Origin of the sequence: Streptomyces sp. UNOC14_S4 (assembly GCF_020740835.1) — a bacterium.
Lineage (GTDB): Bacteria > Actinomycetota > Actinomycetes > Streptomycetales > Streptomycetaceae > Streptomyces.
The window spans coordinates 1-11,962 of sequence record NZ_JAINFC010000209.1 but is presented as its reverse complement, the minus strand read 5'-3'; the positions used below and the strand labels follow the sequence as shown (position 1 = coordinate 11,962).

General features: G+C 68.5%; 12 protein-coding genes and 2 pseudogenes. 6 read left to right on the top strand and 8 right to left on the bottom strand.

Annotated features, from left to right (window positions below; genetic code table 11):
- The 4 genes and pseudogenes from K6I34_RS19640 to K6I34_RS19625 all read right to left on the bottom strand — a co-directional run.
- Positions 1–384, bottom strand: a pseudogene (locus K6I34_RS19640) (hypothetical protein); the annotation flags it as partial.
- 1 nt (position 385) lies between these two features.
- The gene (locus K6I34_RS19635; protein ID WP_229327612.1) at positions 386–1,162 is read right to left on the bottom strand and encodes an acetoacetate decarboxylase family protein; all 777 of its coding nucleotides are present in this window, start codon (positions 1,160–1,162) and stop codon (positions 386–388) included.
- Positions 1,159–1,959 (bottom strand): SDR family oxidoreductase, encoded by an 801-nt coding sequence (locus K6I34_RS19630; protein ID WP_229327611.1) that lies wholly within the window; start codon positions 1,957–1,959, stop codon positions 1,159–1,161. The genes K6I34_RS19635 and K6I34_RS19630 overlap by 4 nt, the downstream gene beginning before the upstream one ends.
- Positions 1,956–3,356: an NAD(P)/FAD-dependent oxidoreductase gene (locus tag K6I34_RS19625; RefSeq protein ID WP_229327610.1), complete on the bottom strand. Its 1,401-nt coding sequence runs from the start codon at positions 3,354–3,356 to the stop codon at positions 1,956–1,958. Before K6I34_RS19625 ends, K6I34_RS19630 begins: the two co-directional genes overlap by 4 nt.
- Before the next feature lie 97 nt (positions 3,357–3,453).
- Here K6I34_RS19625 and K6I34_RS19620 point away from each other — a divergent pair, with 97 nt between their 5' ends.
- The 4 genes from K6I34_RS19620 to K6I34_RS19605 all read left to right on the top strand — a co-directional run bounded on the left by K6I34_RS19620 (position 3,454) and on the right by K6I34_RS19605 (position 6,675).
- Positions 3,454–4,101 carry a TetR/AcrR family transcriptional regulator gene (locus K6I34_RS19620; RefSeq protein ID WP_229327609.1) on the top strand — a complete coding sequence of 216 codons (648 nt, stop codon included), beginning with the start codon at positions 3,454–3,456 and terminating at the stop codon, positions 4,099–4,101.
- Positions 4,102–4,252: 151 nt separating this feature from the next.
- Positions 4,253–4,654, top strand: coding sequence for a transposase (locus K6I34_RS19615; RefSeq protein WP_374230972.1), 402 nt, complete (start codon positions 4,253–4,255; stop codon positions 4,652–4,654).
- 197 nt (positions 4,655–4,851) lie between these two features.
- A complete protein-coding gene (locus K6I34_RS19610; RefSeq protein WP_229327608.1) occupies positions 4,852–5,922 on the top strand; it encodes a hypothetical protein in 1,071 nt (356 codons plus the stop codon).
- A 537-nt stretch (positions 5,923–6,459) separates the two neighbouring features.
- On the top strand, positions 6,460–6,675 hold the full coding sequence (locus tag K6I34_RS19605; RefSeq protein ID WP_229327607.1) for a DUF6243 family protein: 216 nt from the start codon (positions 6,460–6,462) through the stop codon (positions 6,673–6,675).
- A gap of 469 nt (positions 6,676–7,144) precedes the next feature.
- Here the strand turns inward: K6I34_RS19605 and K6I34_RS19600 are convergent, their stop codons facing one another.
- Positions 7,145–8,554 (bottom strand): hypothetical protein, encoded by a 1,410-nt coding sequence (locus tag K6I34_RS19600; RefSeq protein WP_229327606.1) that lies wholly within the window; start codon positions 8,552–8,554, stop codon positions 7,145–7,147.
- A gap of 29 nt (positions 8,555–8,583) precedes the next feature.
- On the opposite strand from K6I34_RS19600, the pseudogene K6I34_RS38925 reads away from it, so the two are divergent.
- Positions 8,584–8,805: pseudogene (locus K6I34_RS38925) on the top strand (helicase-associated domain-containing protein); the annotation flags it as partial.
- Between the two features lie 180 nt (positions 8,806–8,985).
- On the opposite strand, the gene K6I34_RS19595 reads toward K6I34_RS38925, so the two are convergent.
- Positions 8,986–9,399, bottom strand: a complete 414-nt coding sequence (locus K6I34_RS19595) for a type II toxin-antitoxin system VapC family toxin (RefSeq protein ID WP_229327605.1) — start codon at positions 9,397–9,399, stop codon at positions 8,986–8,988.
- Complete coding sequence (locus K6I34_RS19590; protein ID WP_229327604.1) at positions 9,396–9,659, bottom strand: CopG family transcriptional regulator; 264 nt, start codon at positions 9,657–9,659, stop codon at positions 9,396–9,398. The genes K6I34_RS19595 and K6I34_RS19590 overlap by 4 nt, the downstream gene beginning before the upstream one ends.
- 482 nt (positions 9,660–10,141) lie before the next feature.
- Between K6I34_RS19590 and K6I34_RS19585 the strand changes: the two genes are divergently transcribed.
- Positions 10,142–10,720: a hypothetical protein gene (locus K6I34_RS19585; RefSeq protein WP_229327603.1), complete on the top strand. Its 579-nt coding sequence runs from the start codon at positions 10,142–10,144 to the stop codon at positions 10,718–10,720.
- Here the strand turns inward: K6I34_RS19585 and K6I34_RS19580 are convergent.
- Positions 10,717–11,962, bottom strand: a 1,246-nt coding sequence (locus tag K6I34_RS19580; protein ID WP_229327602.1) for a peptidase inhibitor family I36 protein, incomplete at its 5' end; no start/stop codon positions are given. The two genes, K6I34_RS19585 and K6I34_RS19580, sit on opposite strands and share 4 nt — an antisense overlap.

Sequence of the window (11,962 nt, the reverse complement as noted above, 5' to 3'; positions counted from 1 at the left end):
GGCCACGGGGCGGCGGGTGAAGGGGACGGTGGCGACGCGGCCGGGGTGGTTGATCTGCATCCACACCGCTGTGCCGCGCGCGTGTGCGGCGTCGGCCCAGGAGGTGAAGGCGGGCAGGGCGCGGTCGTCGTCGAGGACGGCGTTGCGGGGTTCGACGAGCCCGTCCCGGTTGATCATGACGTTGCCGGTGATGAGCAGGCCGGCGCCGGAGCGGGCCCAGGTGGCGTAGAGGCGGTGCAGACCGGCGGTGGGCGCCCCGGAGCGGGTGGCGAGCTGTTCGCTCATGCCGGCTTTGGCGATGCGGTTGGCCAGGACCGCCCCGCAGGGCAGGGTCAGTGGTTCGGCGAGCACGGTGGTCGCGGTGCCGGTCATGTCGTCGGTCATCTCAGAGCACCCTCGGGCGGAGTCGGCTCGCCGTGAACAGCGGCGAGAGCGGACGGAGCGGGATCGGCGGGGATCCGGCGGTGAGGTCGACGCGGTGGAGGCGGGCTTCGAGGGCACGGCCGAGGCCCATCTGGTCGAGCGGATCGCGTTCGGACCCACCGAGGGTGATCTCGAAGCCGGTGACCTCGCGTACGTCGAGGGGGTGTTCGCCGGGTGTGAAGCCGACGAAGCGAGGCATGGCCGCCCCGAGCAGTCCCATGGCGTTGCGGTGCGGGCGGCCGAGGATCGGCGGCGGGTCGTCGATCCGCCGGCCGAGGGTGCCGCCCATGGTGATCAGCGTGCTGTCTCGCCTGTGTGCCTCGGCGTGGATCGTGTCGCCGTCGAGGTGCCAGTCGATCTCGCCCAGTTTCTTCGGGTAGCCGAGCAGCTCACGGCCGAGGATGAGAGCGACGTCGTCGTCGAGGATCATCCAGGGGCAGTGGATGCCGGTGCGGCGGCCGGCCTGGATGTGCACGAATACCCCGGCCTCGTGGTAGACCGAGCCGTAGGCGCAGTCGGGGAAGAACGCGGTGAACACGTCTGCCCGGGCGGGCTCGGCGAGCCGGACCCCGAACGGCAGCCAGGGCCGCATCCGTTCGGGGTCGACCTCGACGGTCGCGGCGAAGTAGTGCGCGTCGCGGTACAGGGCGCGGCGCGGGTTGCCCAGGGCGAGCAGGCGCCGCAGGTCGGAGACCAGAGCGCGGCCCGGGGTGCGGGTGGTGGGTTCCCAGGTGGTCACGTCAGCCTCCCGTACGCCGTGCGCAGCAGCCGGGCGGTGATCCACCGAGGGGTGTACTGCCCGCCGGCCGTCTGGACCTTGGCGAACGGTCCCGGTACGACGCGCCGTCTGCCCCGGGCCATGCCGGCGATCGCCTGCCGTGCGGCCTGTTCGGCCGACACCCACAGGGGGCCGGGGACCAGGCGGTCCAGCGCCGGTACGTCGGCGGCCCGGGTGAACTCGGTGCGCACCGGGCCGGGGGCGAGGAGGGTGCAGCAGACCCCGGTGCCGGCGAGTTCGGCGTGCAGGGACTCGGCGAAGGTGTTCGCGAACGCCTTCGAGGCGGCGTAGGTCGTGTTGTTCGGGCCGGGCTGGTTACCGGCCGTGGAGCCGGTGACCAGGATCGCGCCCGCCCGGCGCTCCAGCATGCCGGGCAGCACGGCCAGGGTCAGCTCGTGCACGGCCACCACGTCCAGTTCGACCTGCAGCCGCTCCCGCTCCGGAGTCAGGGCGGACAGCGGTCCGTAGGTGGCGAAGCCTGCGTTGTTGCACAGCACCGCGATGTCCCGGGACGCCAAGTCGGCCGCCAGCTTGGCGCGTTCTTCCCGGTCGGCGAGGTCGCAGGGACGTACTTCCGCCTGGACGCGGTAACGCTCGGTCAGCCGCTCGGCGAGCTCGCGCAGCCGCTCCTCCCGGCGGGCCACCAGGATCAGCGAGTGGCCGCGGGCCGCCAGGCCCTCGGCGAGCGCGGCGCCGATGCCGGACGAGGCACCGGTGACCACGGCCCGGTTCCGTGGCGTGGGGGCGGGCAGGCTCATACGGGCACCTCCGTTTCGGCGAGGCCGGTGGTATGGGCGGCGCCACCGACATCCGGGACGCGCACCGGGGACGGAAGAGCGGGCGCGGGTCCGCGGCGCGCGTTCCACGACGCCACGCCGCCGCCGAGCAACCGGGCCCGACGACAGTGGCCACGCAGGATGCGACGCAGGAGGCGGATCCGGGTGAGGATCTCCGCCGACCCGGCCAGGATCGAGCTGCGCGCCGGCATGCGGCGGGCGACCAGGTCGGACAGCGGGACCGGGAACAGCCGTTGCGCGACGACCGCTTCGGCGAGGAAGTCCGAGCCGTGCGAGATGATCCTCCCGGCGCCGGAGCGGGGCGCGACCAGGCCCCAGACGTAGAGGTTGGCGTATCGGGGCACGAGCACGTGCTCGATCAGCAGCGGCTGTTCGTTCTCCCACACGAACATCGACTCGTCCAGGAACGGGAACCGGGTGCGGAAGCCGGTGGCCCACACGATGGTGTCGTACTCGCCGCTGGTGCCGTCGGCGAAGTGCACCGTGGATCCGTCGAAGCGGGCGATCTCCTTGCGCGGCCGGACCTTGCCGTGCAGCAGCGCGTACATCAGCGAGGAGTTGACCGTGACGTCTTTGCTGAACAGCTCGTGGTCGGGCCTCTGGAGCCCGTACCGCTCGTAACGGCCGTAGGACAGCCGCAGCAGCGCCTTGAAGCCGAGCCGCTGCAACGGCATCGGCAGCCACACGCGGTCCCATTCCGAGGCCGGGATCCCGAAGATCGTCTTCGGGATGAACCAGTACCCGGAACGCATGGACAGGTCGGCGCCGCCGAACGTGGCCGCCGCCTCGACCGCGAGGTCGCTGGCCGAGTTGCCGCCGCCGACCACGAGCACCCGGCCGCCGGTGCCGAAGTCGGCGGGGCGCTTGTAGTCCTTGGAGTGCAGCTGACGGCCGCTGAACGTGCCCGGGTAGGCGGGGATGTTGCGCTCCCAGTAGTGACCGTTGGCGGCAACGACCCCGGCGTATTCGCGCCGCTCACCGGTCGACAGCGTCACCCGCCAGCCGGCCATGCCGGTACGGTCCAGCGGCCGCACCCCGACGACCTCGGTGTCGAACTCGATACGCTCGCGCAGATGGAAGTGGTCCACATAGTCGTTCAGGTACCGCAGCATCTGCACCCGGCCGGGAAACGTCGGATAGTCGGCCGGCATCGGGTACTCGACGTACTGGGTGGACTTCTTCGAACTGATCAGGTGCGTCGAGTCGTACACCCCGTGCGCCCAGTTCCCGCCGATCTCCCCGGTGGCCTCGAACTGGTCGTACGGGATGCCCGCCTGCCGCAGGGCACGCGCCAGCCCGTTGCCGACGTAACCCGCACCGATGATGCACAAGCGCTCCGGCGCGCCGGTCCTCGTCATCGGCCCTCCCTTCCCGCGATTGCTGCATACCTGTAGCTTTCATTGCTGCGTGACTGTAGCTACAGGTGTGTAGCTTCGCAGGGGTAGGATTGAGGCCATGACACCCCCCGGTATCGCCCGCAAGCGCCCGTACGCCCCGCGCATGGCCCCGGCCGAACGGCGCGAGCAGCTGCTGGACACCGCACTGCGGATCATCAACACCGAGGGGGTGGCCGGCGTCTCCGTCGACGCGGTGGCCAAAGCGGCCGGTGTCACCAGGCCGGTCGTCTACGGCCAGTTCACCGACAGCAACCACATCCTGCGCGACCTGCTCCACCGCGAGGGCGAACGCGCCCTCGCCCAGATCGCCGACACCCTCCCCGCCGACCTCGCCAACGCCGACCCCGTCGCCGTCTTCACCCACGTCGCCGGGAGCTTCTTCACCGCCGTCACCACCCATCCGGAACGCTGGCGCGCCATCCTCCTGCCCGTCGACGCCACACCGCTGCCCGTACGGACGTACCGCCGACAGGCCGAAGCCGCCATCCGCGCCCGGTTCGTCGACATCACCCGTCACTTCCTCACCGGCCGCCCCGGCACCGAGACTGTCGACGTCGGCCTCCTCGCCCACCTCCTGCTCACCGCCATGGAAGAAGGTGGTCGACTCGCCCTGCGCGATCCGGACGGCTACCCGCCCCAACGGCTCACCGCCATGGCCCGGTTCATGGCCGAGACCTTCTTCGCGCGGTACCCGGCCGACCGCTGAGGCGGGCGGCCATCCCTCCGGGCCGCGGCACGGGTGCGCTCGAAGTCCTCCGGGGGCTGCCGACGGCGCTCGTCCTGCGCGCGGTCGTCCCGGAAGCGAGAGCCCCGCAACCGCTCACTGTGGTGGCATCGGTCCGGACACGGCCGTCGCCTTGCTGATCACGGTGGGGGACAACCCGGAACGCCTGGACAGTGAGGCGTCTTTCGCCGCGCTGTGCGGGCTCAGCCCTGTCGAGCGTTCCTCGGGACGCCGGCAATTCCGTCGCCTCAATCGTGGTGGCGACCGGCAGGCGAATGCCGCGCTCCATCGCATCGTGTTCACCCGTCTGCGGGCAGGCCCGCGCACCCAGGGCTACTACGAGCGCCGGATCAAGGAGGGCGGACCCGCCGCGAAATCGTCCGCTGCCTCAAGCTCTATGCGGCCCGGGAGGTCTTCCACCTGGCCGGACAGCTACAGCCAGGACCTCGCACATAGGGGCTGTGGTTCACCGAGAACGATCATTCTCTGGTTCAGGGCCCGCTCGCTTTCCTTGCCGGCCGTGCAGGACTCATAGCCCCTCTCTGTCGGCCGGTGTCCGAGTCTCGGCGCCCATGACCGAAACGACGCCTCTCACATGCCCGTGACGCATTGACCCCCTTGGTGTCATCGCGGTTGCATGCTTGGGGCCTTCTGGCGGGGAGCCGGAGGCGGATCCTATTCCTGACTGGGGGAAAGATGAGGGGAAGAACAAACCGGAGCACCACCAGACGCGTGTGGGGTGCATTAAGTGCGGCGGTCGTGGTGTGTGCGGTCACCGCGGTGTTGCCCGGAGCCGCATCGGCAGAGCCCGCGGGCGTCGCGCGCGACAGGGGAGCCGGTGTCGAGAGGATCAGTGTCGCGGCCGACGGCACTCAGTCCGACGGCGATTCCACCGGTGGCGCGATTTCGGTCGACGGCAGCCGCGTCGTCTTCTCGTCGTCGGCGACGAACCTCACGCCCAGCAGTAGCGCGGGAGGCCAGGGGGTGTACCTGCGCGAACAGCGGTCGGGGCAGCTCAAGCGCGTGGGATATTCCCCGATCGCCTCTCCGGTGATCAGCGGTGACGGGGAGTATGCCGCCTATTGGGTGCGGTTGTTCAAGGACACCAAGGTCAAGCTGGCCCAGTGGACCGCGGGCAGTGCGATCGGCCTCGACTGCGATGCCCTCAGCTGCAGTCAGCCGTCGCTGAGCGGGGACGGCCGCTACGTCGCCGATGTGGCCACCAACGGCCGACCGCCGTCCAGCCAGCGAATCGACGTATGGGACTGGCACGCCCACACCAAGCAGGAAATCGCCTCGTTCGACCACACAGCCCCGTCCCGGCCGTCCATCAGTGGTGACGGCCGCTTTGTCGCCTACCAGGACGGCAAGGCCGGGGACGTCTTCGTGTGGGACCGGGACTCCGGCTCCACCTCCGGCCCGATCGAGGGCCCGTCCAAGGAGGCGGCGATCGTCCAGATCAGCAAGGACGGCAGCAAGGTCGTCTACCTCTCGGGCTCCGACACCTACGTCCACGACGTGGCCTCGGACACCGCCCAGCTGGTGCCGAACGTAAAGGGCTTGGCCATCGATCCCACTGGCGGCTATCTGCTGTACGCCCCGAATGACACGACCGGACCGTCGCTCATGCTGCGCGACCTGCGAGCGGGCACCGACCAGGTCGTCTCGAACCAGCCGGCCTCGGCCGGGGTCGACGCGGTCAGCGCCGGTGGGCGCGACGTGGTCTTCCAGTCCGCGGCCGACGACATCGTGCCCGGTGACACCAACGGCAAGTCGGACGTGTTCGTCCGTCACTTCTCCTGATCGCCCATGCTGCCGTGCTCCTCGTATGCCGCACCGCTCTCGCACCCACGTGGGAGCGGCGTGGCAGTTGCTCGCACGAGTGGGCGTCGGACCGGACAGCGCCGCCACGCCGCTGATGGGGGTGGGACCCGGCACGAAAACGTCCGCTGCCCCGAGCGCTACGCGGCCCGGGAGGTCTTCCACCTGGTCGGACAGGTACAGTCACGACCCCGCTCATAGGGGCTGTCGTGACAGATGAGAGGGTCTGGCGGGTGAGTGAGACACCGGCGAAGACCCTCCAATACCGCTCTGACGGGCCAGAAGACGCCCCAGTCCTGGTCCTGGGGCCCGCGTTGGGTACCACATGGCACAGGTAGACGAAGGCGTCTTGCGCGGTCCAGGGAGTCCTGGTCAGCGGCGTACGCGCAGGTCAGGGCCTTGTGGTCCAGGAGTGTCGATGCTGTTGGTGATACGTGTGTGACAGGAATGGCGCTGTCGCCGCGCCCGTTCATCACCGATGAATCCGTAGATCGCTTCATAGCACCACCGGGAGAACCCGTGACCGACAGCAAGAACATCAACAATCCCGTGGGCCAGGGCGGCGGCCAGCGCAAGAAGCTGTCCCGCGCCGAACGGCAGAACAACGGTCCGCACCGCAACCTCGACCGCCGGAGCGCCGCCGCCCAGAAGGCGGAGCTGGTGCGCAAGATGCGCGAAAAGGCACGTGCAACCGGGGGTGCCGGGCAGACGGGTGACGGCACCGCACAGAGCTGACGTACCGCCGCCGCGGGGCGGCACCGCACGGGCCCTGCTGCCGTGCCGGGCATGGCCGATCCCGCTCAGCTCGCGGCCGCGCACCCGCGTCTCAGCCGACCATCTGGGGCACCAGCAGATTCAGCAGCCGAGTCACCGCCACCACCCCGAGCTGCACCAGCAGCGTCCACCATCGTGTTGCCCGTGCCCAGCCCGGGCGGCACCGTCAGGAAGAGCGTTCCGGGCGACGCCCCCCCACGGCCAGGCAGGGCTGCTGTGCGGTCACGATCTTCCGCTGCTTCAAGCGCTACGCGGCCCGAGTGGTCTTTCACCTGCTCAAACCGCTGCAGCCATGACCCCGCTTATAGGGGCTGCTGTGAGAGCTGTGAGAGCTCATGCTGCGACGAAGCTGCCGGAGGGAGTGTCACGATGCACACTGCTCATTGGGTATCCGGTGCGGGAGTGGTGCGGCAGGCTGTCAGTTGTCCGGTTACTCCTGTTTGTAGGTGTGGTGGAGGTAGGTCCGGGGTTTGGCGCCGCGATCGCGTGTACGTGTCTGGCGGGCGCGCACTGATTCTTCGCTGGATTCCGTAGCGACGACAACGCTGTGGCCGGTGCTGACACGCTGCTTGACCAAGGCATACAGCTGTTCCCTGGTAGTGCCCACGGTCCCGGCGAGCCCGTGTTTGACCAAGTCGATGAACTGGGTGCCAGTGAGGTGACGTTCGACTTGGTCGTAGCCGAGGATCCGTGCGGTACTGTCATCCCGCTTGCCGCGCGTGCAGTCGTCTTCCAGCAGGAGTCGGATGTACGAGACGGGTAGATACATCCCCGGGGCAAGCCCTTGGGCCGGGTGCCTGTCGGTGCTCTGTGGCCAATAGGCGAGTTTCACGAAGCAGGGGTCATTGCCGAGACGCCATTCGCTCGGCTGTGTCGGATGGCCGCTCAGCTTTGCTGTTTCCTCGAGCCGGTCGAGTTGGCTTCTCAGGCGTGCGTCCACGTAGATCGAGCGAGTGTCCGGATCGAGTCGCTTGTACTGGACGAAGACGAAGCTCATGGTCGGCTCGTGGTAGTAGAGCATGTCTGTGCCGAGGCGAGATTCCACCGGTGTGGCATTGACGTTGACGACTTCGAGCCGCCGTCCTGATGCGTCGTGCAGGACGTGAATGTCGCAGCGGACCGTGCTGCCTTGTTGCCATTCGCTGAACATCCCGAATGCCTCGCCGGCGACGCGGACGTCGTAGTCGATGAGGCTGTGCTCCACGGGCTGCGGAATGAGCCCGGCGGTGTACGGGGCATCTGCTGATGGCGGGCGCCGCCATGCGGCAAGTGCGGAGAGCGGGAAGTCGGCGATGCGTAGCAGGCTGCCTGTCGCATCGCGCTGCTCCTGCCATGACCGGTCGGCATGGCTGTTCCCGAAGACAGGCGGGTCGGCTTGGGCAATCAGCCAGTCGAGAAGCGGGCCGAGTCCGGGCCACCCCGTGCGTAGCGCTCTCTCCAACGATCGCCATACGGCGTCGCCGCATGCACCGACTGTGCCCAGCAGCGAGGCTCGGTCGAACTCTTGGCGCAGGGGCGCTGGTAGTCCGTTGAGTAGGCCGTCAGGACCGTCGAGCGGAACGGTCTCCATGCACTCCCGGAGTGGATCGACAGTGATGCTCTTGTCGACGGCCCCCACGGTGCCATGACGGGCCACGATGCCTATCCATGCAAGCCACCGTGATCGTTCGCGGCCGGGCTGGGCCGGATGCTCGCCGATCAAGAGCACGATGGGCGGTCCGTCGAGAGCTGCGTCGATGTTCAGGCTCTTCGGGCGGGACTTGGTCAGTCGCTGCTCAATTCTGAACTTGCCCTGGTTTGCATCGAGTTCATTCGAACTCAGAGTTACGATATAGGCCACGCTCGGACCTTATCCCGGTGGCTTCGGCCATGGTTCAGATCGGAACATCCGCGAATCCGCGGGGGCGGGTCATGGACGCGGGCTGGGACGCGGACGAGATCCTCGATCGTCTCACCGCCGTCTGCGAGCCAGGCACCCAACTCCCGCAGCCTCTCACGCACACGATCAAGGACGCCGCCCGTACCCACGGACGCTTGCGGGTCGTCCGCTCCGTCGACACGACGCTGATTGTCGAAGCCCCCCAGGCGCGTGGCCTCGCGAAGCTGGGGCCTGCGGCGCATCGCACCCACCGTCCTCATCTCCACCGCACCGCCCGACCAGCCCCTGGCCGCACTGCGCACCGCTGGCGCCGGAGGGAACTCATCCGGCGGTTGTCCACGGGGCGAGCGCGCGCTGTTCGTGTAACCGGGCACGCGTCAGGGCGATCCGACTCAGACCTTGATGATGGTGACACGTGTGCCGCACAGGGGGGTGAGGTCCTCGGGGTCGGAGGTGAGGACCGTGACAGGGCCGGGAGCGACGAGAGCGGTGGCGCTGAGCATGGCGTCGATGGCGTACTTGTGCCCGTGCAGTCCGGCGTCGGCCAGGAGCACGGCAGCATGGCGGGCGATCGGTTCGGTGATCGGTTCGACGACGAGGCGGGACAAGGTCCACTCCAGGGCCGGCCGGTTGATGCGGGGGTGAACCACCTCGACGAGGGTGGCCGCGGAGGTGATGACACGGAGATCGTCGGCGCGGGCAAGGGCGAGCCATGCGGTGACCGTGCGGTCGCGCAGGACAGCCTTTGCCAGTCCCTCGCTGTCGAGGACGAGGGTGCCGCCGGGGGCGGCGGGCGAGCGGTTCACGCGGCGTCCGCCCCGCCGTGGGCCTGTTCCTGCCGGGCCTGGTGGAGCTGGTCACGCAGCGCCTGGACCTCGTCGTCGGTGATGGGGCCGTGGTCGGCCTCGGCGACGGTGATGAGTTCGTTGAGATTGTCGCGTTCGATCTGGCGGGCGACGGCGGCAGTCACGTACGCGGACAGGCCGGACGGGCCGCTGCGGGTCCGGGCCGCCTCCGCGATGTCGCGCGGCATGGTGATCGAGTACTTGCCGGTAGGCTCGCTCATGCCACCAATCCTACCGGCAATCCTCCTCGTGGGCGGTAACAAGAGGCCGGGCCTCCGCTCAGGCGGTGAGCAGTCCCTTTGGCGCCCCAGTTCACCTGCTGCAGGAAGGTGGCGGACGCTCCGCGGAAGGGGTATAGGCGCGCAACACCTGGCATCCTGAGAAGGCTGCTGCGGCGTGCGCCGCGAGGCTGGCTATTCGCCGCACCTTGACTCGGCCGAGCAGCGTACCGATCGATGTCTGCCAGGCCCCGCGGTGGGTGGCGGGCGCCTCGCGCTCGCTGGCCAATCTGCTGATCCGGCCGTGATGTGGTCCGTTCTGGCCGCCTTGCTCATTAAGCAGAAGGGCACTGTGGCAGCCGCTGAGATCCAGCGGCACGAGCACAAGATCCTGGTCCACGCTGTGTACCACACCGTCGAGCCGCACAAGCTTCCCATGGGATCCACTCGCGTCGATCCAATGGGATTGTTTCCAGGCCGTGCAAGTGGCCGAGAAGGCTGTGGCGAGGGAAGGGCGTCTCTGCCATGTCGGCCTCATGGTCCGGAGACTTCAGGGCGGATGCCCCGACGATGCGGGTCTGGTGGGTGAAGCCCTGCTCGTGGAGCAGAGTCAGCAGCCTCGCGGACGGTTTGATGGTGAACAGTTCTTCCAGAACGATGACGTCCGTGTCCTTGACCGCTTCGGAGCCCGCTATGGCTTCGGCCCTCTCGTCGGGGCCGTGGGGCCGCTGGAGAGTGTGGCGAATTTGCCGAGCAGCATGGTGTTCCAGTTGAGCACCTTGAGCGACGCCGGGCTGCTGGGGGCAGCGGTGGGTTTCGGGGCGTCAGCCATGGCCGGTACGGAGAGGAGGGGCGCGGCGGCCGCAGCCGCCAGGATGCCGAGAGCGGCGCGCCTGCGTCGTGTGCCGGCCGGGCGTTCGGGAGCAACAGCGCGAGGCGTTACCGGCATTGTGGTGGCAGGCCGGAAGGTCATGTGGAAAGTCCTTTTCTGCGACGTCGATGGGGTGCGGGGCGGTCGGGCCCTGAGTGCCCTGCAATGTGGTGGTGACAGCTGGGTTTCTTAACGGGGTTGCAGCGACGAGGCCTTGCCGCGCAGGCCGTCGAGGTTGCTGTGGCTGGTCATGTTGACGGCCTCGTGCGAGCCGATGGGGTGCTTGCCCCCGCCGTACTCGGTGTCCTCGTACCAGGAGTAGGGGCGCCCGGACCGGTTGATCCAGGACTGCATCGCGTCGTTGAGGCCGTGGTCGGCGAGCCGGGGGACGGAGACGCCCGAGCGCACGCCGATTCCGCCGCCGTCGCGCCATTTGCCCCGGTACACGCACAGGTAGTCCTGGGGGCAATCCTTCTCCGAGTCGACGGGGATCACGTCGCTGTCGCGGGACAGCGGCTCGACGGTGTAGTCGATGCGCAGAACCCCCCCGTCCGTGCCCTGGAACGTCTCCGAGAAGTCGCCCGGGCCCGAGGAAAGCGGGTCCCAGCCGGCGATGCCCGCGGTCACGACATCGTTGGCGGAGGTGGAATCGTGCTCCTCGATCTTCACCTTGATGTCCACAGCCCCGGTCGACTGCAGGAAGAATTGCCTGCGTTCGCCCTCGGTGCCCAGGCTTTGCCATTGCTCGCTGGGGATCTCTGCGATCTCCCCGGAGATGTCCGCACGGTTCCAGATGCTCTTCGAGTTCCCGTGCCGGTCCTTCAGCGTGCTGTTGGAGTTGTGGTTGTCCGCGCCGTCGAGGGCAACACTGTCGCGCGGGAAGACCAGCCCGTCATCCGGAGAGCCGATGGTGGTGTAGCGGACATTCCCGGGCGTCGGGTCACCGGAATTCAGCACCTTCAGGAAGGAGCTGACGGGGTGCATATCATTGAGCCCTTCCAAGATGTTTCCGCATATGACCTCGTAAGTCGGGTGGCTGCAGAAGCAGGACAGGTTCGTACCCTTGTTGGGTCCGCCGATGGAAACCCAGTTGGCGACCTTCTCGGCCCCCTTCCACCCGCGGTTCTCGGGGTCCTTGAGGTACCAGCGGCTGACCAGGCTCCCCATGGAGTGGGCGATGTCGACCTTGGTCCGGGGGAACTTCTCGCTGATGTATTCGTGGAGCTTCCGGGCGTTCTCCTTGTTGGAGAGCTTCCAGTCGTAGCCCCAGGTGTGGAGCTCGCTGCCGGAGTATCCGGGCCTGTCCGCCGTGGAGTTCCGGAAGTCGTCGACCATGGACCCCCAGGTGAGCGCGTCGCCCTTGAGGCCGTGGACGAAGATGACCGGCCGGTACCCGGTGCTCGCCGCAGAGGTGGCGGACGGTGCGGGGCCTGTC

Coding starts and splice junctions, on each gene's coding strand:
- K6I34_RS19625 (WP_229327610.1), bottom strand. CDS start 3,356: ATGACGAGGACCGGCGCGCCGGAGCGCTTGTGCATCATCGGTGCGGGT.
- K6I34_RS19620 (WP_229327609.1), top strand. CDS start 3,454: ATGACACCCCCCGGTATCGCCCGCAAGCGCCCGTACGCCCCGCGCATG.
- K6I34_RS19590 (WP_229327604.1), bottom strand. CDS start 9,659: ATGAGCGAGCCTACCGGCAAGTACTCGATCACCATGCCGCGCGACATC.
- K6I34_RS19630 (WP_229327611.1), bottom strand. CDS start 1,959: ATGAGCCTGCCCGCCCCCACGCCACGGAACCGGGCCGTGGTCACCGGT.